The sequence below is a fragment of the Harryflintia acetispora genome (assembly GCA_004340125.1).
Classification (GTDB): domain Bacteria; phylum Bacillota; class Clostridia; order Oscillospirales; family Ruminococcaceae; genus Harryflintia; species Harryflintia acetispora.
Window position 1 is genome coordinate 1 of record SLUK01000013.1, and the last position, 20,353, is coordinate 20,353.

The 20,353-nt window shown below is 59.3% G+C and carries 19 protein-coding genes and 1 pseudogene; 7 read left to right on the top strand and 13 right to left on the bottom strand.

Annotation, left to right across the window (positions count from 1 at the left end):
- Positions 1 to 335 precede the first annotated feature (335 nt).
- Entirely contained in the window at positions 336 to 1,307 is a 972-nt protein-coding gene (locus tag EDD78_RS12350; protein ID WP_132085145.1) for an N-acetylglucosamine kinase, read from the bottom strand.
- Positions 1,308 to 1,362: 55 nt separating this feature from the next.
- Entirely contained in the window at positions 1,363 to 2,127 is a 765-nt protein-coding gene (locus EDD78_RS12355; protein WP_132085146.1) for a helix-turn-helix transcriptional regulator, read from the bottom strand.
- A gap of 168 nt (positions 2,128 to 2,295) precedes the next feature.
- On the opposite strand from EDD78_RS12355, the gene EDD78_RS12360 reads away from it, so the two are divergent.
- From EDD78_RS12360 to EDD78_RS12370, 3 genes are read left to right on the top strand one after another with little or no spacing between them, the layout of a single operon-like run.
- Positions 2,296 to 3,609, top strand: a complete 1,314-nt coding sequence (locus EDD78_RS12360; protein ID WP_132085147.1) for a class II D-tagatose-bisphosphate aldolase, non-catalytic subunit — start codon at positions 2,296 to 2,298, stop codon at positions 3,607 to 3,609.
- Entirely contained in the window at positions 3,602 to 4,948 is a 1,347-nt protein-coding gene (locus EDD78_RS12365; protein WP_132085148.1) for an MATE family efflux transporter, read from the top strand. Before EDD78_RS12360 ends, EDD78_RS12365 begins: the two co-directional genes overlap by 8 nt.
- A gap of 24 nt (positions 4,949 to 4,972) precedes the next feature.
- The gene (locus tag EDD78_RS12370) at positions 4,973 to 5,695 is read left to right on the top strand and encodes a polysaccharide deacetylase family protein (protein WP_132085149.1); all 723 of its coding nucleotides are present in this window, start codon (positions 4,973 to 4,975) and stop codon (positions 5,693 to 5,695) included.
- Positions 5,696 to 5,771: 76 nt separating this feature from the next.
- Here the strand turns inward: EDD78_RS12370 and EDD78_RS12375 are convergent, their stop codons facing one another.
- From EDD78_RS12375 to EDD78_RS12385, 3 genes are all read right to left on the bottom strand, one after another.
- Positions 5,772 to 8,120 (bottom strand): Ig-like domain-containing protein, encoded by a 2,349-nt coding sequence (locus EDD78_RS12375; protein ID WP_132085150.1) that lies wholly within the window; start codon positions 8,118 to 8,120, stop codon positions 5,772 to 5,774.
- The gene (locus EDD78_RS12380; RefSeq protein WP_132085151.1) at positions 8,117 to 8,428 is read right to left on the bottom strand and encodes a hypothetical protein; all 312 of its coding nucleotides are present in this window, start codon (positions 8,426 to 8,428) and stop codon (positions 8,117 to 8,119) included. Before EDD78_RS12380 ends, EDD78_RS12375 begins: the two co-directional genes overlap by 4 nt.
- A gap of 251 nt (positions 8,429 to 8,679) precedes the next feature.
- Positions 8,680 to 9,144 carry a GNAT family N-acetyltransferase gene (locus EDD78_RS12385; protein WP_132085152.1) on the bottom strand — a complete coding sequence of 155 codons (465 nt, stop codon included), beginning with the start codon at positions 9,142 to 9,144 and terminating at the stop codon, positions 8,680 to 8,682.
- A 152-nt stretch (positions 9,145 to 9,296) separates the two neighbouring features.
- On the opposite strand from EDD78_RS12385, the gene uvrB reads away from it, so the two are divergent.
- Positions 9,297 to 11,297: an excinuclease ABC subunit UvrB gene (gene uvrB, locus EDD78_RS12390; protein WP_079697940.1), complete on the top strand. Its 2,001-nt coding sequence runs from the start codon at positions 9,297 to 9,299 to the stop codon at positions 11,295 to 11,297.
- A 23-nt stretch (positions 11,298 to 11,320) separates the two neighbouring features.
- Here the strand turns inward: uvrB and EDD78_RS12395 are convergent, their stop codons facing one another.
- Positions 11,321 to 11,707, bottom strand: coding sequence for a hypothetical protein (locus tag EDD78_RS12395; protein WP_079697939.1), 387 nt, complete (start codon positions 11,705 to 11,707; stop codon positions 11,321 to 11,323).
- 111 nt (positions 11,708 to 11,818) lie between these two features.
- Between EDD78_RS12395 and EDD78_RS12400 the strand changes: the two genes are divergently transcribed.
- From EDD78_RS12400 to EDD78_RS12410, 3 genes are read left to right on the top strand one after another with little or no spacing between them, the layout of a single operon-like run.
- A complete protein-coding gene (locus EDD78_RS12400) occupies positions 11,819 to 12,049 on the top strand; it encodes a helix-turn-helix domain-containing protein (protein WP_079697938.1) in 231 nt (76 codons plus the stop codon).
- Positions 12,050 to 12,088: 39 nt separating this feature from the next.
- Complete coding sequence (locus EDD78_RS12405) at positions 12,089 to 12,805, top strand: DUF554 domain-containing protein (protein WP_079697937.1); 717 nt, start codon at positions 12,089 to 12,091, stop codon at positions 12,803 to 12,805.
- A gap of 15 nt (positions 12,806 to 12,820) precedes the next feature.
- Positions 12,821 to 13,426, top strand: a complete 606-nt coding sequence (locus EDD78_RS12410) for an HAD family hydrolase (RefSeq protein WP_132085153.1) — start codon at positions 12,821 to 12,823, stop codon at positions 13,424 to 13,426.
- Positions 13,427 to 13,748: 322 nt separating this feature from the next.
- Here the strand turns inward: EDD78_RS12410 and EDD78_RS12415 are convergent, their stop codons facing one another.
- The 7 genes and pseudogenes from EDD78_RS12415 to mutY form a co-directional block, all read right to left on the bottom strand.
- Entirely contained in the window at positions 13,749 to 14,579 is an 831-nt protein-coding gene (locus EDD78_RS12415; protein ID WP_159448883.1) for a replication initiation protein, read from the bottom strand.
- Positions 14,580 to 14,699: 120 nt separating this feature from the next.
- Positions 14,700 to 14,783: pseudogene (locus tag EDD78_RS14280) on the bottom strand (helix-turn-helix domain-containing protein); the annotation flags it as partial.
- A 10-nt stretch (positions 14,784 to 14,793) separates the two neighbouring features.
- Positions 14,794 to 14,925: a hypothetical protein gene (locus tag EDD78_RS14225; protein ID WP_286170889.1), complete on the bottom strand. Its 132-nt coding sequence runs from the start codon at positions 14,923 to 14,925 to the stop codon at positions 14,794 to 14,796.
- A gap of 202 nt (positions 14,926 to 15,127) precedes the next feature.
- Entirely contained in the window at positions 15,128 to 16,351 is a 1,224-nt protein-coding gene (locus EDD78_RS12425) for an EpsG family protein (RefSeq protein ID WP_159448882.1), read from the bottom strand.
- A gap of 981 nt (positions 16,352 to 17,332) precedes the next feature.
- The gene (locus EDD78_RS14230) at positions 17,333 to 17,827 is read right to left on the bottom strand and encodes a collagen-like triple helix repeat-containing protein (protein WP_132085154.1); all 495 of its coding nucleotides are present in this window, start codon (positions 17,825 to 17,827) and stop codon (positions 17,333 to 17,335) included.
- Positions 17,817 to 18,575, bottom strand: a complete 759-nt coding sequence (locus tag EDD78_RS12435) for a ParA family protein (protein ID WP_079697931.1) — start codon at positions 18,573 to 18,575, stop codon at positions 17,817 to 17,819. The genes EDD78_RS14230 and EDD78_RS12435 overlap by 11 nt, the downstream gene beginning before the upstream one ends.
- A 670-nt stretch (positions 18,576 to 19,245) precedes the next feature.
- On the bottom strand, positions 19,246 to 20,337 hold the full coding sequence (gene mutY / locus EDD78_RS12440; RefSeq protein ID WP_132085155.1) for an A/G-specific adenine glycosylase: 1,092 nt from the start codon (positions 20,335 to 20,337) through the stop codon (positions 19,246 to 19,248).
- Between the last annotated feature and the right edge of the window lie 16 nt (positions 20,338 to 20,353).

Here is a 20,353-nt window from a genome sequence, read left to right on the forward strand (position 1 = left end):
CCTGCAGGAGCGGTACGGCGGCGATGCCAAGGAGGCCGCCGGGGACGGCGGCAAGGAGAAGCAAAACCCCGGCACCGGCGGGTGCCGAAGATAACCCGTGCGCCAATGCGGGGAAACGCAGGGGAGGGGGAGGCCGTGGTGGCCTCCCCCTCCCGTTTTGTCCTGCTTTAAGATTCCCCGATGAGACTGACGTACTCCCGGAGCAGCTTGACGCACCGCGCGGGCGGCAGCATGCCGGTATCCAGGCGGAGGCGGCAGGCCTGTCGGAATAACAGCCGTAATCATTGGAGCGGCGCTTGCCGGTCTTCTTTTCGCGCCGGCAAATCCCTCCACGGTTATTTCCCTTCCTGCTCCAGCAGCGCCCGGACAGCCGCGTCGAAGCGCTCCGGCGCAAACTGCTCAAAGGCCAGGAGCGCGGCGCCCATAACGGGCGAAAGCAGCGGGGTACATAGCCTGCCGCCCATCTCCCCGACCTCCTGCCGAAAGGGCGCGAGCACCAGCTCGCCGGCCTTAAAGAGCCCGCCCGAATAGGAGACGGCGAATTCATTCCCGAAGCAGAACTGGTCCCGCACGCCGCGCACCGCCAGCGCCAGCTCGTGCGCCGCTTCGCGGTAGAGCGCGACCGCCCCCGGGTCCCCCTCCTTGGCCGCTTTCTCCAATATCACCTGCAGCGAGGCCACCTTCTCCCGGTAGGGCGCGTAGTCCCGCTCGATGATATCCACGAACTCGAAGTCGCTGCCGAGGCCGAACTCCTCGCGCACCAGCCGGTAGAGCGCCGCTCTGGGCGCGCGGCCGTCCGCCTCCTTGGCGAAAAGGCCCATGGTCATCCTGCCCAGCCAGTAGCAGGAGCCCTCGTCCCCGAAAAACTCCCACCAGCCGCCGCTGCGCGCAGTGTTGTGCCCTTCATCCCGCCCGAAGGCGATCGACCCGGTCCCGGCCACGATATTGATCCCCGGCTTGCCCGCCAGCGACCCCATATAGCCCACGTCCACGTCGTTGACCACCAGCGTCCCGGCCCCGGCGAAGAGGGAAGCCACCCCCTCGCGCAGCCGCCTGTCACTCTCGGCCTGCTCGCCGTAGAGCGGGAGCCCCAGCGCGATCCCGCAAAGCGCGCGCTCATCCGCCCCGGCCTCGGCGAAAAGGGCCTTCACATTCTCGCCAAGGTTATGAAACACCGTCTCGAACCCGTGCTGCCGGTAGGAGCTGCCGATGGCGCTGCGCTGCGCCCGCACCCGCCCCTCCTCGTCGCAGAGCAGATAGGCCGTCTTGGTGCCGCCGCCGTCCACGCCGATAAAATATTCCATCATTCCCGCCCCTTTGTTATAACATTATAATTAACATAACATACACCTTCCCGGGGTGTCAACCGTCTGCGGCCATTTTGCCGCGGCAGGCGCGGCGGTATTGCAGCGGGGTCATCCCGCTCTCCCGCTTGAAGGCGGCGCAGAAATGCTGCGCGCTGGAAAAGCCGCAGGCCACCGCGATGTCGATCGCCAGATCCCCGGTATCCCGCAGCAGGCCTTTCGCCTGCCGCAGCCGGGTGAGCAGCAGCACCTGCCCGAAGGTGCGCCCCGTCTGGCGGCGCAGCACCCGGCTCAGGTGGGAGGGGCTGACGTAGAGCTTTTTTGCCAGGTCCTGCAGCGTCAGCTCCTCGGCGTAACCCTCGCCGATGAGGCGCAGCGCCGCCGCCGCGAGCGTCTCGCCGGTGCGCCGCCGCCCGGGTGGGACAGGCAGCGTGCGGCGGCGGCAGCGTTCCAGCAGCAGCAGAGCCGCCAATGCCAGGTGCTCGCGCGCCTGCCCGGCGTATTCCCCCTCCCCGAGCGTCTGCAGCGCCCGAAGGCAGCCGCAAAGGCTCTCCCGCTCCCCCTCCCCGGGGCGCAGGCAGAGCCATCCGCTTTCCCTGGCGGCGCGCAGCGGCTCCCCCGCCGGGCCGGGCGGCTCGAAGTTTTCCGGCAGCCGCGCGGCCGGGATCGGCGCCTGCGCCGCGCCGAGCGGGAGCCGCCGCGGCGTGTCCGGTGCGAGCAGCAGCGCGCTGCCTGGCTCGAAGGAGACCCATCCCGCCCCGGACTGGAACCATCCGCCGCCGGCGGGGAGCAGCAGCTCGAAATCCTTCACCTTCTCTTCCATCCCTTCGCCTCCTCCCGTCTCAATGGGTTCAGTTTAACAGAATATTGGGAGCGTTTCAAGCGAAAAAGGGATATATAATTGATTTATAATCATATATTCTTAATAATTGTTTATGATGTTATTATATAATGACCTTAATAAGACTACATAAGAAAAGGGGTTGAGGGGATGCATCCTCTGCAGCAGATGATCGCGGCGCGCGAAAACGGCAGCCCGCTCGGGATCTGTTCGGTGTGCAGCGCCAATGAATTCGTACTCGCCGCCGGGATGGACCGCGCCAAAAAGTGGGGGGTTCCTCTATTGGTCGAAGCGACCGCCAACCAGGTCAACCAGTTCGGGGGCTACACCGGGATGCACCCGGAGGACTTCGTGCGGTTTGTCCGCGCGCTCGCCGAAAAGGAGGGCTTCCCACAGGAGCGGCTGATCCTGGGCGGGGACCACCTCGGGCCGCTGACCTGGAAGGACGAACCCGCCGAAAGCGCCATGGAAAAGGCGCGGGAGCTCGTGCGCCAATACGTCCTGGCGGGCTATCAGAAGATCCACCTCGACACCAGCATGCGCCTGGGGGACGACGACCCTGACGCGCCGCTTTGCGAAACGCTCTGTGCCGAGCGGGGGGCCGCCCTCGCCGCCGCCTGCGAGAGGGCCTATGACGAGCTGCTGCAGCGCGACAAGAACGCCCCCTGCCCGGTCTACGTCATCGGCAGTGAGGTCCCGGTCCCCGGCGGGGTGAAGGGCGAGGACGAGGGGCTGCGCGTCACCTCCCCCGAGGCGTTCGAGCGCACCCTGCGCCTCTTTTGCGAAGAATTCGGGAAGGCGGGCGCCGCCCGCGCGGCAAAGCAGATCATCGCCGTGGTGGTCCAGCCGGGGGTGGAGTTCGGCTCCCAGGACATCCACGCCTACCGGCCCGCCGAAGCCAGGGAGCTTTGCGCGCGCCTCGCGGCGCACCCGGGCGTGGTCTTCGAGGGGCACTCGACCGACTACCAGACCCCGGAGAGCCTGCAGGAGATGGTACGCGACGGGATCGCCATCTTAAAGGTGGGCCCTGCGCTCACCTTCGCCCTGCGCGAGGGGCTCTTCGCCCTCTCCCAGATCGAGCGGGAGCTGATGGATACCGGGCGCGCCGACTTCCCCGCGGCGCTCGAGCAGGCCATGCTCGAGTGCCCGAAAAACTGGCAGGGCTATTACGGCGGCACGCCAAGCGAGCAGGCGTTCCTGCGTAAATACAGCCTCTCGGACCGCTGCCGCTACTATCTGGGTGAAGAGAAGGTCGCCGCCGCCACCGGGAAGCTGCTCCAAAACCTGCGGGAGCGGGAGATCCCCCTTCCCCTGTTCAGCCAGTACCTCCCCCGCCAGTACACGGCGGTGCGCGCGGGGACCCTGCCAAACGAGCCGCGCGCCCTGCTGATCGACGCGGTCGGCCGGGTGCTGGACGAATACTACGGCGCTTGCGGGACCTGGACGCGGTGTCCCTATGTATGATCCCGCCGACCTGATCCAGGAAAGCGTCGGAAAGCTCTTTTCGCGCTATCTCTTCCCGAGCATCTGCGCCACCATCATGATCTCGATCAACTTCTTCGTCGATACGCTTTGTATCGGCCGGGCCATGGGCGAAGGGGGCTTGGCCGCGCTCAACCTCTCGCTGCCGGTAACCAGCCTGCTCTACGCGGTGGGGTCCCTGCTGGGGGTCGGCGGCTCGACGCGCTATTCGGCGGCGATGGGCCGCGGCGAGATCGACGAGGCGCAGAAGATCTACACCCTGTCGACGCTGCTCTGCCTCTCCGTCTCGCTGCTGCTGATGGCGCTGGGGGTGCTTTTCCTCCCCCAGCTCGTCACCTTCATGGGCGGGACGGGCGGGAGCCGGCAGGGGGTGACCGACTACCTGCGCTATGTCGTCTGGTTCATACCGGTCTTCACCGGGGAGATGTTTTACAACATCTTCGTGCGCAACGACCGCTCCCCGCGCTACGCGATGTTTTGCACCCTGTGCGGCAGCTCGACAAACATCCTGCTGGATGTGCTCTTTATCTTCGTCTTCGACTGGGGGATGGCGGGCGCGTCGCTCGCAACCTCGCTGTCCATCTGTATCAGCCTCGGGCTGCTGCTCTGCTATACCCGGCGAAGTGAATGCCTGCTCCGCCTTCAGAAAATTTCGCTGCGGCTGTCCGAAATCTGTCAGATTCTGCGCGTGGGCTTCTCCAATTTCCTGTTGGAGATCACCACCGGGGTGGTCACCTTCGTCTTCAACATGGTGCTGCTGCGCCTGGCCGGGGAGAACGGGGTCGCCGCCTATGGGATCGTAGCCAACCTGACCATCGTGGTGACCGCCACTTTAAACGGCGTCTCGAACGCCATGCAGCCGATCGTCAGCGCCAACGCGGGTGCCGGCCTCGGCGGGCGGGTGGCGCGCACCGTGCGCCTGGCAATTTTCTGCGCGCTCGGCTTCGGGCTGCTCTTCGCGCTGGCCGGGGAGGTGTTCAGCGTCCCGCTGGTGCGCACCTTCGTAAGCGCCGAGGGCGGGTTCCTCGCGATGAGCGCCCGGGCGGTGCGGATCATTTTCCTCTCCTACCTGCCCGCCGGGGTCAACATCGTGCTCACCGTCTATCTCCAGTCCATCCAGGCGGCGAAGGAGGCCATCACCCTCTCGCTGCTCAAGGGGGTGGTCCTGCCCAGCGTGATGGTCATGCTGTGCGGGTTCCTGTTCGGCCTGACCGGGGTATGGGTTTCCACCATCCTCAGCGAAGGGGCCATCCTGCTGTGCGCGCTGCTGCTCTGCCGTGGCGCCGGGCAAAAGTTTGCCGCTTATCAACCCGTAGAATAAGCCTTTGAAAGGAAGGGATTATAAATGTCCAGCCTATTCACCGCCGATCTTTTGGGCACGCTGCAAAAGGACCCGCGCGCGCTGGAGATGTTCCGTTATCTCAGCCAGGGCGCCTCGATCCGGGTCATCAACTACCACAACACCGAGCCGCGGGACATCCCCCGCTTTGAGCGGGAGATCTCCTACTATGCCGAGCACTTCCAGCCGGTGACGGTGCGCGACCTCGACGAATTCTTCGCCACCGGCCGCTGGCCGTATGAGCGCCCGGGGCTGATCCCCGCCTTCTTCGAGGGCTTCCGCAACCACTACGACGTCGTCTTCCCCATCCTGGAGAAGTATCATTTCACCGGGTGGTTTTACATCCCCAGCTTCTTTTTGGACGTGCCGGTGCCCGAACAGCTGGAGTTTTCCAAGGCGCACGAGCTGGACGTGATCGACGAGAGCGCCTACCCGGACGGACGCTTTGCCATGAACTGGGACGAGCTGCGCGAAATCTCCCACAGTCACGAGGTCTGCTGCCACAGCGGGACCCACTTCCAGATTTTTTGCGACACGCCGGACGAGGACATGCACCGGGAGATCGTGCTCGCGAAGCGGCGGCTCCAGGAGCAGCTGGACAAAACCGTGGACGTCTTCTGCTGGCTCTACGGCGAGGAGTACGGCTACAACACCCGCGCGCACAAATATCTTGAGGAGGCCGGCTACCGTTACGTGCTGAGCAACCTGAAGATGGAAAAAATCCGCTAGTCCTTTTATGGATATAGAACTCATTTGCGAAGGGGCCCCAAAGCGCTGGTGACGCTTTGGGGCCCCTTCGTGTCCACTAGGGGTTAAGGATGATTGCGGGGCGGACTGAGCAGGAGAGAGAGGCATCATAATTGACAAGCCCACCATTTCTTTCAACTGCACATGCGGGTACCGAACCTCCCGAGTGCCGGGAACGCAGCCACGCATTTAGGCCGCCGTACACAATTTTTACTGATCCATAGTTGCTTGTTGTCACCCCGGTCAGATAGCTGAATTGTTTCGTGTTGGTATAGCCGTCTGCCACCCAGCTGGGCAGACTGTTTCCGTAAATCTCATAAGCGCTGGGCAGCCAGGCATAATCCCCCACATACCTATGTTTGGAAAGCTTTCCCCTTTGTGTCGCATTCAAACTATTATAAAAACTATTGCACTGCGATCGTACCGTACTGCTGCTGTAAGTATTGTTGCCACCGAATATACCGGTCGAATAATTGAAATTGGCCAGCAGCACAACCGAGCCGCTGTTTCCTCCATAGCTGTTGCCATTGCTGTCGATCACCCACCAATTGCGTCCCGCCCAGTCGACGGTGGTGCCCAGCTTACAGACGTTGACCGTCAGCGCCTGGCTGTAGGAGGTGTTCCCGGCGGCCTTGGCGTAGATGGTCGCCGTGCCCTGCTTACCGCCGGCCGTGATGGTGACCGAAGCGCCGCTGGCAGTGGAAGCGCTGCCCACCGTAGCGATCGAGGTATCGCTGCTCAACCAGGTGACGTTTCGGTTGAGCGCCGTCGCCGGACTCACCGTGGCCGAAACTGAGCCTGTCCCGCCGAAGGCCAGATTCATCTGGGAAACGGAAATCGTGATTCCCGTCGGCCCCTGGTCGGTGACGGTGACGGTATAGGGCACGCTGGTCACCCCGTCCGCCGTGGCGGTGAAGGTGGCGGCGCCAGCCGTCGTCGCCGTCACCAGGCCCGAGGCGTCGATGGTGATCCCTTCCGGACCGCCCGTTTTCGCCCAGCTCACCGCTTTGAAGTGCGCATTGTCCGGCTTGACCGTCGCCGCAAGCTGGGTGGTGGGATTGAGGTTGTCGCTGGTGCGCGTAAGGCTGTTGGTGCCCGAGACGGTCACCGTGGTCACGGGGATCTTGTCCTTGACCGTGATGGTGCTGCTCCCGCTCCTGCCGCCGACGGACGCGGTGATGGTGGCATTCCCCGGCGCGACGGCGCTCACCAGCCCCGCGGCGTTGACACTGGCGATCCCGGGATCTCCGCTCGTCCAGACCGCTGCCGGGGCCGCACCCGTGCTGACCGTCACCGTCGCTGCCAGCTGCACCGCCTGCGGCGCGCCTTGGGTGTAAATCGTGAAGCTTCCCGGACTCACCGTCAGCCCGGTCACCTGCACCACCGTCACGGTGCAGGTGGCCTTATAAAACCCGCCCTTGTCCGTCACCGTGATGGTCGCCGTACCCGGCTGCTTGCCGTTGGCCGAGAGGTGGTAGACGTTGTTGCTTACTTTTGTCATATCGACCTGGTCCGGGTTGCTGTTCTCCCAGACCAGCTCGGTGCCGCCGTTGTCTCCCGTCAGGGTGGCGGTCAGCTCAAAGTCGGTTTCGGCCACTGTGCCCCCGGTGAAGAGGGTCTTGCTGCTGGGGTTGAGGCCGATCCCACTGATCGGGACCACCGTCACCGCACAGCTGGCTGTGACGGTGTTGGGATTATCGTAGACGGCGGCGGTGATGGTCACGGTTCCCCCCGTGTTTCCCGTGACCATCCCCGTCACCGGGTCTACCGAAGCGATGGCTGGGTCGCTGCTCGACCAGAGCACCTCGGCGGCATAGCTCTGGGAGGTGGGGTTCTTGTCGGCGGCCAGCTGTACCGTCTGGCGCTCCCCACCGGTTTGCAGGTAGACCGTCTTATCCCCCACCGCCTCGCCCCCGGCCTTGATGGTCAGGCTCTCGATGGCCTGGTAGGTGTAGGATGAGGTTTTCGTTTTGGGCAGGTCGAAGCCGGCCCGGCCCGCCTTCGCGACGGGCGTGACCGAGATGGTGAAGCCGGTGTCCCGCTGCGGCGGGTCGCTGAAATACAGCTTGTAGCTGTAGTCCTCCCCCGACACCTCGGGCTCTCCCGAGGCGGACAGCCTGTCCGCCTCCCCGCCGCCCTCGGGCAGGGCGGTGACGGCGAAGCCTTCGATCCGGGCGGGGTCGTTATTCTTCACCGGCACCCGGATGAACTCGGGGCCCGCAGCGGCCCGGGCGCGGAAGAGGGAAATCTCCGGGGTGGGTATCTCCGGGTCGATCTCCGCGATTCCGGGCGGGGTGCTCCCCCCGAGGGTCGCGCCCGGATCAGCAGACGCTGCCGCCGCCCCGGCGACCGGGATGATCCCGGCCGCCAGGGAAACCGCCAGCAGCCAAGCGGGAAGCCGCCTCATTGCGCCACCACATCCCCGGAAGCGGCGCGGATTTCACCGATCGTGAAATCGTCGAGCGGTATTTTCTCGCTCTCACCCATGGTTGCTCCCCCTCGGAGAGTTAGGGGGCCCACGGGGGGATGATTCCCCCCGTGAGGTGGGCCGCCGGCATCAGCCGGCAATTGCATTTCCGCAGAAATGCCGCCCACCTCGATCCCCTCCCCGAGCAGTCCCGCGTAATATTCACGGCGGCCGCTGCCGCCCACCGTGAAACCGGCGAGCGTGCAGAGCGCCAGCGCCGCCCCCATAATGACCATTCCCCTTTTCATGACCTGTCCTCCTGAAAAATAAATTGACCTCTAGCATAGGCTGCTTGCGGTCACCCATTTTGGAGGCTTCGGCAAAAAATGAGGTTTTGACTTGAAATCCGTTCCAGAACAGGATATAATTAGGATAATTCGGGAATGAACGGGCGGAAGATTCGCCGCTCCTTCTAAAAACAACAAAAAGACGACCGTTAGTAGCCTATACTAACGGTCTTTCTTGTTGCTTGACAGTTTCATGTTTTTTCTGACAGGGCCTAAAGCTCCAGCTCCATCGGGGTGTCGTCCGGCTCTACGGCGCGAAAGCCCAGGCGTTCGTAGACCTTCCGCCCCGCCGTGGTGGCCTCCAGCTCGAGATAGTGCAGCTCCATTTTCCGCGCATGGTCCACCAAACGGCCTACCACCCGTCCCGCCAGCCCCATACGCCGGAAACGCGGCACAGTATAGACGCTGATGATCCGTCCGCACCGCCCGCTGGGCGCATGCAGGTTGGGCGGGCGCTCCTGGGTTTGCAGCAGGGCCATCGCGGCGGCGCGTCCCTCACATTCGCACAAACAGGCGCAAAGGTCCTCCCTCAAATGCCGCTCAAAATAGTCCGGCAGGCTCTGCCGCAGCGCCGCCGAGTCCTGGGGCCGCAGCGGCCCGTGCAGCTCCTCGAGATAGTCCATGCGCAGCGCGCAAAGCTCCCCGGCATCCGCCGATGTCGCCATCCGTAGTTCCATGCCGTTCCCCTCCTGATTTCATTTTAGAAATAGTATACCATTTTTACGGAAAACTCCCAAGCGGGGGTTTATGCACGGCGGCGGATGATGTATAATAGATATAAAACGTCTATTTTCAAACAACCATCCACTGTCCAATACGAGGTAACTTTATGGACCAGTTTAAGCTGCATGCCCCCTACTCCCCCACCGGCGATCAGCCCGAAGCGATCGAGGCGCTTGCCGCCGGGATCGAGCGCGGCGATAAGGAGCAGTCCCTGCTGGGGGTCACCGGCTCGGGCAAGACCTTCACCATGGCGAACATCATCCAGAAGGTGAACCGCCCCACCTTGGTGCTCGCCCACAACAAGACCCTCGCCGCGCAGCTCTGCTCGGAATTCCGGGAGTTTTTCCCCGAGAACGCGGTGGAGTATTTCGTCAGCTACTACGACTACTACCAGCCCGAGGCGTACATCGCCTCGAGCGACACCTATATCGAGAAGGATTCGGCCATCAACGACGAGATCGAGCGGCTGCGCCATTCGGCCACCTGCGCGCTGTGCGAGCGGCGGGATGTGATCATCGTGGCGAGCGTGAGCTGCATCTACTCCCTCGGCGCGCCGATCGACTACAAAAACATGATCATCTCGCTGCGCACCGGCCACAGCTACGACCGGGACAAGCTGCTGCAGAAGCTGGTGGAAATCCAGTACGAGCGCAACGACATCAACTTCATCCGCAACAAATTCCGGGTGCGCGGCGATGTGGTCGAGGTCTTCCCCGCCTACTACGAGGACACGGCGATCCGCGTCGAGTTCTTCGGCGACGAGGTCGAAAAGATTAGCGAGATCAACCCCCTGACCGGCGAGGTCAAAAACGTGGTGACCCACGCGGCCGTCTATCCCGCCTCCCACTACATCGTGTCGCGCGATAAGATGACGGACGCCATCGCCGAGATCCGCCAAGAGTGCGACGAGCGGGTCCGTTTCTTCCAGCAAAACGGCAAGCTGATCGAAGCGCAGCGGATCGCCGAGCGGACCAACTATGATCTGGAAATGCTCCAGGAAATCGGCTTCTGCAAGGGGATTGAGAACTATTCGCGGGTCCTTTCCCGCCGCGAGCCGGGCAGCATGCCCTACACCCTGCTCGACTACTTCCCCCGCGATTTTGTGCTCTTCGTGGACGAGAGCCACGTCACCCTGCCGCAGGTGCGTGGGATGTTCGGCGGGGACTATGCGAGAAAAAAGAACCTGGTGGACTTCGGTTTTCGGCTCCCTTCGGCGTTCGACAACCGGCCCTTAAATTTTGATGAATTCTGCGGGAAGCTGAATCAAATCGTCTATGTTTCGGCCACCCCGGCCGAGTACGAGCGCAGCCGCTCGACCCAGCTGGTGCGCCAGGTCATCCGCCCGACCGGGCTTCTGGACCCCGAGGTGGAGGTGCGCCCCATCGAGGGGCAGATCGACGACCTGCTTTCCGAAATCAACCTGCGCGTGGAGAAAAAGGAGCGGGTGCTCATCACCACCCTCACCAAGAAGATGGCCGAGAACCTGACCGACTATCTGCACAACATGGGCGTCAAGGTGCGCTACATGCACCACGACGTGGACACCATCGAACGCATGGAGATCATCCGCGATTTGAGACTGGGCGAGTTCGATGCGCTGGTGGGAATCAACCTCCTGCGCGAGGGGCTCGACATCCCCGAGGTATCCCTCGTCGCCATCCTCGACGCGGACAAGGAAGGATTCCTGCGCTCGGAGACCTCCCTGGTGCAGACCATCGGGCGCGCGGCCAGAAACGCCGGCGGCAAGGTCATCATGTATGCCGACGAGGTCACCCGCTCGATGGAGGCGGCCATCACCGAGACGCAGAAGCGCCGCGAGCTCCAGCAGCGCTACAACGAGGAGCACGGGATCGTGCCCAAGACCATCATCAAGGACGTGCGCGAGATCCTGGAGATCAGCAAGAAGGAGGACACCGACCAGAAGTCCATCAAGAAGATGTCCCGCGCCGAGCGTGAGGATACCATCCGCAAGCTGACTTCGCAGATGCGCCAGGCCGCGCAGCTGCTGGAATTCGAGCAGGCGGCCTTCCTGCGCGACAAGATCGAAAAGCTGCGCCAGTCGCTGGAGGACCGGGCGCCAAAGCTCCCCCGCGGCAAGAAGCAGTAGCCTGCTGCGGCAGGGATTGCGGTTTATGAAACGGGAAGGTCTCCCCTCCCCAATCCACGAAAATTGGCTTTGCGAATTGCGGCAAGCAAGGCTTTGCGTTTTTCCTCGCTACGCTGGCTGTCTACAAATTCGGACAGCCATTCTTTTTGCTGGACAAGGGTTTCTTCTGCAGTCGTACTTTTCTCTTTTTGAGATATAAATGCATCGATATCTTCCCCCTTTGCCAGGTTTAAAAAGTAAATACTCAAAATACGGTTCCCGGTCGCTATTGCCAGAAAACACAGGCGAATAAGCCCTTCGACATTTTTTAGCATCATCGCTGCCAGCTCGTCCTCCCCGCACCACTCAAGAAACATCTCCAGTTGGCGTCCTAATTCCATGTTCCATTGTTTTTTTAAGCTCTCTTTCATAAAATTTTTCCTTTCTTCAGTTTTGTGACTATCTAGTGACAATAATAGCACTTTTTTTCATTATACTCAATATAAAAGTTTCTATTAAGTCACAAAACTGGAGGAGTTTCCATGCAAATGATTCTGCAGGACCTGCCATTGGGCCGGAATATCCGGACAATCCGGCTTTCAAAAGAAATGACTCAAAAGGAAGTTGCCGAGAAGCTGCAGCTCATGGGAAGCCTGATCTCCCGTACCACCCTGGCCAATATCGAAAGCGGCCGTCGGAACATCAAAGCAAGCGATCTAAAAGCCTTAAAAATACTTTTTGCGGTGGACTATTCAGAATTCTTCAAAGATTGAATCGCAATCAGTAAAAATCAAACGAAGGGAAGCGCGCACATGCTGGGTGAAGTGATCAACGCGCTGGGAATCCTGCTCGGCGGCGCCATCGGGCTGCTGGTGGGCAGAAAAATGAACGAAGGGGTGCAGACGGGGCTCTCGAAGGCCCTGGGCCTCTCGGTGCTGGTGGTGGGGCTAAACGGCGTCATCAGCAACATGTTTACCGTCGAGGGCGGCAAGCCGCAAAGCGCGGGCGAGCTGCTGCTCGTCTGCTCTCTCGCCATCGGCACTCTCGCGGGCGAGGCGCTGCGGCTGGAGGAGAGGATCACCGCCTTCAGCCGCAGGATCGAAGGGCGCTTTCGCATGAGCGGCTTCACCGCCGGGTTCGTCAGCGCCTCCACCCTCTTCTGCGTGGGGGCGATGGGGGTGGTCGGCTCGTTAAGTGCCGGGCTGACCGGAGATATCTCGATTTTGGTGACCAAGTCCCTGATGGACATGGCCTTTTCGGTGGTACTCGCCGGGAGCCTGGGCAGCGGGGTGCTCGCCTCGGCGGTGCCGGTCTTCCTCTACCAGGGGGCCATCTGCCTGCTGGCGGGCCAGCTGCGCAGCGTGTTGGTGGGGGAGCTGTTGCGGGACATCAGCGTGACCGGCTTCGCACTGATCATCTGTATCGGCCTCAACTACGCGGCCGACGCCAAAATCCGGGTGGCCAACATGCTGCCGGCCCTTCTGGTACCGCCGCTGTGGCATGTCATCCGGGGAATCCTCCCATTATAGAAAGGAGCAACCGATTTGATCCGTAACATTGTATTTGACCTGGGCCAGGTGCTGGTTACCTTTTCGCCCGAATATATCGTGCGCCGCTGCGCGCCCGATCTCCCCGAGGAGGATGTGCGCCTCCTGGTGGAGCGGGTGGTGCGCGATCCCGAATGGATTAAACTGGACAGCGGCGAAGCGAGCGAGGAGGAGCTAATCCCGGTGTTCTGCCGGCGGCTCCCCGAGCGCTTACATAACGGGATCGCCGCGCTGCTGCGCGGATGGATCGATTGCCTGCTTCCGATCGGGGAAATGCAAGCGCTGGCCCAAAGCCTCGGCGGGGCGGGCTACCGGCGGTACCTGCTCTCCAACGTGTCCCACCGTTTCTGGGCGATCAAGGAGCAGATTCCCCCGCTCGACGGCTATCTCGTCTCAGCCGACGAGCGGCTGATAAAGCCCGACCCGGCGATCTATCAGCGGCTGTTTGAGCGTTTTTCACTGGATCCCGGGGAGTGCTTCTTCATCGACGACCGGGAGGAAAACATCGATGCGGCCAGGGCCTGCGGAATGGATGGGTTCGTCTTTACGGGCGATGTGGCGGCGCTGAAAGAGGCCCTGCGCCAGGCGGGGGTTGTACTTTAGCCGGCGCCATCTGTGCACAGACCAATGATGGCGGTCCTGCCGCCATGGGGAAACCCCTTGATAGGGTTTCCCCTCGCAAAAACCTCCCACAGGGAGCTTTTTGCCCCCTTCCTGATCCGAGGAAGGATTATGTCACGGCCAACTGACAACAGGCCGCGGGCTCTGCCCGCACCCGCCAAAAGGGCATGTCGCCATCAGCGCCTTGGACCCTTTAGAATCCCTTTAAAGTCCCGAAGCAAAGCAAAACAGGGGATGTATCAATCATTGATACATACCCTGTTACAATTTTGTTTCAATGTCTGCATGCTCAGTGTCTGCACGTTCAGTGCTTATACAGCGTGTCGATCCGGTGGGCGAGCACCCCCAGCGAGTCGTTCGGCTCGATGGTGAACTTCAGCTCCACGATCTTGCGCCCCCGCGCCACCGTCTCATAAGTCACATAGATGTCGCTGTACTTGTTGATCTCCCCCACCGCCATCTCCAGCACCTTGACCCGGAAATCCTTGAAGTTTATGTAGTTCTGCGCGTCCAGCCGCTCCTTGAGCTCGTCCACCCCGACCGACATCTTCCCCAGGTACGAATAACTCTTCATCAGCTCGTAAAGGCGGATGCTGTACTTCGACTTGAAGGAGAGCACATTAATCAGGTGATAGGAGGTAAACTGCTTCTTGAGCTCCAGCAAAAACGGCCGCATATCCTCGCAGATGCGCAGGGTAATGGTCCCCTGCTTGCGATTGTAGCGGCAGGTGGACAGCCAGGAAAGCAGGATCTCCTCATGGTCGTTGATCCGCACAAAGAAGCTCTTATCGCGCAGCTTCTTGGTGACCTCCTTGAGGTAGCTGTAGCTGCTGTCCGGCGTGATGTCGCAGATGTCGCAGAACTCCTTGATCGAAAATTCGTAGGTCTGAAATTCCCGGTCGTCGATCCCGATCTTGGAGATCAGGTATAAGATCACCTTCTGCTCCTGCAGCGTCAGCGAATAGCGCGTCTTCTGGATCAGCACATTCGCCTTGGTGACCTTGTAATTGCGGCTCTCCTCGATGTCCAGCGCCCGCCGGTCCAGATAGCCGCCCTCCTGGCCCCAGGCCTCGAGCAGCTCCCGTTTCACCCGCGGGTCGCTGGTCACCGGACGCCGCTGTTCCTCTTTTACCAAAACCCCCACCCCAATGCGCGAATATATGTTCTCATTTTAAGTATATCCGACATTGGGACTTTTGTCAAGGGTGTGTCCCAATTATTTTTCCCGGTCTCCCTCCCCTTGCGGTTCCCGGTATCAAAGCAGCTCCCCGGCGGTGCAGCCGAGCGCGCAGCACAGCCTCGCCAGGATGGCCAGATCGACCCGCTGGACCTCCCCTTTACAGTATGCGTTAGCTGGCTGCGCTGCATAAGCGCAAGGTGCGCAAGCGGTTTTTGCTGATCCCGGCCCGGCGCAGCACCTCCTCGATCCTGATTTCGACCTGCCCGTAGTCCTCGTCACACCAAATATCCGGTTTCTCCATTGTTGTTACTCCTATATCATGCTTTCTGCCTTTAGTATAGTATATCCCGGTGCAAAACGGTATGGCCATCGTTTGGCCATACCGACTCTTGCTTATTTCTCTTTGCTACAATGATACCACACCAGAAGCGCAAACCAGGACTTTGCCACAAAACAATGGCATTTAAAAAGCCCCCACCAAACGGTGGGGGCTTTTCTTTCTGTTAAGGCAGCCGCTCCAAAAATCCGACAAACGAATGGTACGGAAAAACCCCGTGGAAGCCGTTGGTCCCGTCGTACATCCCGAACACCTGGTAACAGAAGGTCGCCACCAGTACTGCGCCGACCACGCACCAGTAATAGACCTGCTGCAGGGCGACCGTCTCCTTCATGGCGCCGAACTGCCGCGAAAGGCTTTTGAGCTTTGGGCTCTTGCCGCCGAGCGAGCGCGCCTGGCGCAGCTCCTCCCGAAGGCTTTGATATTTCTCCATCATCGCATTGTCCGGCGCGAAGGTCTCGCAGGCCATCGGCACCGCCAGCAGCACGAAGATATAGACATATAGCGAGAAGCGCTCCAGCACAAAATGCTTGGTGATGAACAACCAGATCAAGAAGCTGTAGAGCATCATATTGACCATCAGTCCGCCGTCGGGGTACCGTTCGGTAACCTTTTTCTGGGTGCACAGCGCCAGCAGCAGGATCAGCGCCGGGACGATCAGAAAATGGAACCCGAACCCCAGCTCGAGGTATATTTTCCCTTTGTACTGGGTATAGATATAATCGGTGATAAAGTCGATGATATAACCGCTGGTGACGTAGAGCGCCAGCGCCAGCCCCGCGTAGGTACCCAGCACCCATTTTTTGAGCGGGATATAGCAGACCAGCAGGATGGGCAGCATGATAATGGCACTCTTGTGGAAGGTGCAGGCCAGAAGGATCACTCCGGCATAGCACAGCGCGGCCGGAATCTTGCGCCTGCGCAGCAGCGGGAAGCCGAGCAGCAGGATGGCCACCGCCAGATTCTGGCGCACAAAGTTCATGGTGCCATAGAAGAAGGTCAACGTGACATACAGCCAAGTGGACAACCACACGTTCGGGCTGTAACGGTAAATGAACCAGGCGACCGGCACTAGGCAAAGCAGCGCCATTACAGCATAGAGGAAGACGGTATCCATGCTGATCAAGGAGAGCAGCTTGCACAGCAGCACATAACCTTTTTCCTCGGGCATGGCCCAGAGCTGCGATACGGGAGTCGCCCCGATCCGCTGATAGATTTCGATGTAGGTATCGTAGTCGTTGCCGATCCCCTGCCGCAGGGCCGCCAGCAGGAAGAGGGCCCCGAAGGTGACGGCAAGATAGCAAAGTTTCTTTTTAGGCGTCGGCTTATGTATGCACAGCGGCCAGGCCAGTGCAAGGATCAACACAAGATTGAGGATGTAAATGAGCAAGATGGTTCCTCCAGTCTATCTTTCTTCCCACAGGGCGCGAAGCACTCCTGTTTATTATACACCCCTTCCCCTTTTACTGGCAAGCCGACACGGCAAATTTTACCCCCAACCATTCCCCACCTTTGTAAAGGCTCCGCCCTTCCACACAGTTGGCCGGTCAAAGCCTCCTGCTGTGATGCCTCTCCTCTTTACAGTATGTTTTCCACCAGATTTCACCGTCTCTCTGCACAAATACCACTTTGGATTTTACGGCAGATTCGCTAAAATCCGAGTGTTTTTTTTATTTTGTGTGAAAAATAAACCTTGCGCGTACAACAATCCCGTCCCAATAGAACCTCTTCCCCCTTTTTTCTACAGCTCCATTTTCTCCTGGTTTTCTGATTTTGGCCCGTGTCTACTCCATCCCAGAGCCAAAACCGCTCCCTTTGGCCTGAAAGCCGCCTAAAAACAGCGCCACCAAAAAAGTCCCAATAGGATCGCCCTCCGCAAACGGCTTGTCCATCGTGGTTTGCTGTAAACGACACCAAGGAAGTCCCAATAAAGTCTGCTCTCCCCTCCCCTTCCGCTGGGCTGCCGGCTATTTCTTGCAACACCAGAAAAGTCCCAATGCTTTTTTATCCGGACACCAAAAAGGTCCTAATAAAAAACGGCTTCCCAGGCCGTTTACACCATATCCGTCCCAATATGGATTCTTCCTTATCCCTCGCGGCACCAGAGAAGTCCCAATAAAACTCCCGCCCTTTCCCACCAGAAAAGTCCCATTCCGTTTACCCGGTCATCCCCCCAAAAAAGTTTTCAACACCATGCTTGTCCCAATTCAACAACAGAAACCGCCCAGCTAACACCAAAAAAGTCCGCGACAGCACCAGAAAAGTCCGCAAAAGGGCCCGGGAACGGCTTGCAAAAGCCGATCTCGAGCCCTTAAATAATAAAATAATTAAAAAGAGATAGAAAAGAAAGAGGTATCTTTCTTCCGCCCTTTTATAAATCGGTGGAAAGGTTTTGCTCTCCCTCCAGAATTTCATCCAACGCACAGCTGAGCAGAAAATCCACAAATTCCGCCTTCTTCATCCCTGACATCTTGGTTACCAGCGCGATCTTTTCAATGGTCGATTCCCGTAGGTGATAGGCCTGCCGTTTGACGATATCGGTGTCATAGTAGATAGTCGAGTACTTGCGCCCTCCGATGATGATATTGCGCTCGGTCGAGACCAGCCGCTGCTTGGGGCGGCTGGCGGTTTCCACCGGCCCGGTAGGGCCGATCGCCCCAACGGGGGCGGCTGCTCCGGTAGGCTCAGTGGGCCCGGTCGCACCAGTGGCGCCGACCGGACCGGCAGTTTCCGCCACAGCGGCGGTTTCATCAGACGGGTATTCGGGCTCCTCCCCTGCCACCGGGGTGGAAACGAAGGCGGAGATCGCCCGGCTCATCCGGTCCTTTTGGACCCGGTCCTGCAGGGACGTGCGTTTAGCCGGCATAGTCGATTACCTCCTTTGCAAAGTCGAGATAGGCCTGCGCGCCGGCGAAGGAGTCCCCGGCATAGTCGAAGATGGACTGGCTGCTTAAACAGCTGTCCGAGAAGCGGATCGAGCGCTTGACCATCGTCTTAAAGGTGGGATAGCTCTTCTTGAGCTCCTCGATCACCTCGGCGTGGTGGCTGGTGCGCGGGTCGTACATGGTGATCAGCACTCCCATGAATTTGAGCTTGCCGTTGAAGGAGACCACTTGGTTGATGGTCGAGGTGAGGATCTCCAGCCCGCGCAGCGCCAGATAGGTCGGCTCGCTGGGCGAGATGACGTAATCCGAGGCGATCAGGCTGTTGACGGTGAGCACCCCGAGCGAGGGGGAGTTGTCGATGACGATGTAGTCATAGCCCTCCACAACGGGGGCCAGCTTGTCCGAGAGGATGAATTCCCGGCCGATCTTGCCCACGATTTCGACCTCGGCGGCGGACAGGTCGATTGAGGCGGGAATGATGTCGATCCCTTCGATGGGCGAATTCATCAGCGCATCCTTGGCCTCGCAATGGTTGGTGAGCACATCGTAGATCGATTTTTTGAGCTCCAGCGGCTCGAGCCCGCAATAGATGGTCAGCGAGCTCTGCGGGTCGAGATCAATCATCAGCACCCGCTTTCCCAGCCGTGAGAGCGCGCAGGAGAGATTGAAGGCGGTGGTGGTCTTGGCCACCCCTCCCTTGTTGTTTACAATGGAAATAACCTTACCCATAATGAGGACCCTTCCCTTCTGAAATTGGAGCACAAGTTTTGAGGCAATATAATTAACAGAAAGCGAAACATAATATGTTACAAAATACTATTCTAATTTGAAACATAAATTGTGTGTGATTTATTATATATTATTGTATCATAATTCACACAGAATTTGCAATAGTTTTTGATTATAATTATGATATAAAATTAGATCAAAAAATAGAATCAAAATATGTATCTAAACTGATACAAAATAAATATATAATTTGTTACAAATTAAGTTTCAATACTTGTGCTGGGGGTGAGCCTGTCCAGCATCCATTATAACGCATAAGAAAGCCAAAAGCTGTAGAAATGCGGGCGAAGAGGTTGACAAAAGAAGCAAAAGCCATGCGAAGAAAAGAAAAAGAACAGGAAACGAACCGGGAAACAAAAATAGAAACAGATAATTATCAAAAATCAGAAACATAATTTGAAACAAAAATAAAATATTTAGTGTTACAAAAAATGAATCAAACAAAAAGACACATAATTTGTAACAATAAATTATCAAAATTTATTGTTGATACTGTAACAAAATCTGTTCTAAAAATTAAAACAAATAATGTGTTATATCAATTGTTTAGAATAATAAGAATAAAAAACACCTCATGCAACATAAAATGTTGCATGAGGTGTTACAGATATTACAGCAATTTTGGTAGCAACGAGCGATACATTTTAAAGGCTCCAGGCAGGGCATAGACCTCCTCAACCTCCTGTAAGCTGGCCCAGACATAATCCTGCGGCAGCAGGATGGGGGAGGGGAGGGTGACAAGATACCCAGTCATTCGCCACTCGAGATGGGTAAAGATATGCTTTGCCTCGCCCAGGGGGGAAAGCGCGCAGCCGGCGAGCTCGTATTCCTCCAGCGACGCCTGAAGTTGGGAGAGGGTGCGCGCCCCTTCAAAATTCGGCAGTTCCCAAAGCCCGCCCAGCAGCCCGCCGGGAGCGCGGCGGTGGAGCAGCACCCTTCCTTCATAGCGCAGGAGCAACACGGTGCGCGCCTCGATTTTGCGCGGAGCCTTTGGGGGCTTATAGGGGAGCTCGTTCCAAAGCCCGAGGCGGAAGCCCTCGCAGCTCTCCCGCACCGGGCAGCAAAGGCACTGCGGCTCGCCGTTCGGCAGGCAGACCATCGCCCCCAGCTCCATCAGCGCCTGGGTGAAGTCCCGCGCCCGGCCCTCGGGGTAAATGGTCTTGAGCAGCCCTGCCCATTCTCGCTTGAGGGCGGGGGCGGTGACATCCCGCTTATCGGCACAAACCCTCGAGAGGACGCGCAGCACGTTGCCGTCCACGGCGGGGAAGGGCAGGTTAAAGGCGATCGAGAGGACCGCCCCGGCGGTATAGTCGCCGATCCCGGGCAGGGCGCGCAGCTGCTCATACCGGCGCGGGAATTCCCCGCCGTACTGCTCCATAATCACCTGCGCGGCGCGCTGCAGGTTGCGTACCCGGCTGTAGTACCCGAGACCCTCCCAGAGCTTGCTGAGCGCCTCGGGGTCTGCCCCGGCCAGGGAGGCGACGTCGGGCAGCGCCGCCAAAAAGCGTTCAAAGTAGGGCAGCACCGCCGAGACCCGTGTTTGCTGGAGCATGATTTCACTCACCCAGACCCGGTAGGGGGTGGGCTCCTCCCGCCAGGGGAGGACCCGTGCGCTGCGCTCGTACCAACGCAGCAGCGGCAGGCAGAAGCGCGAGAGCCATTCCTCACGGGAGCTTTGCGCGTTTAGCGCGTTTTGTTCCATCCGGCATCCCTCCATT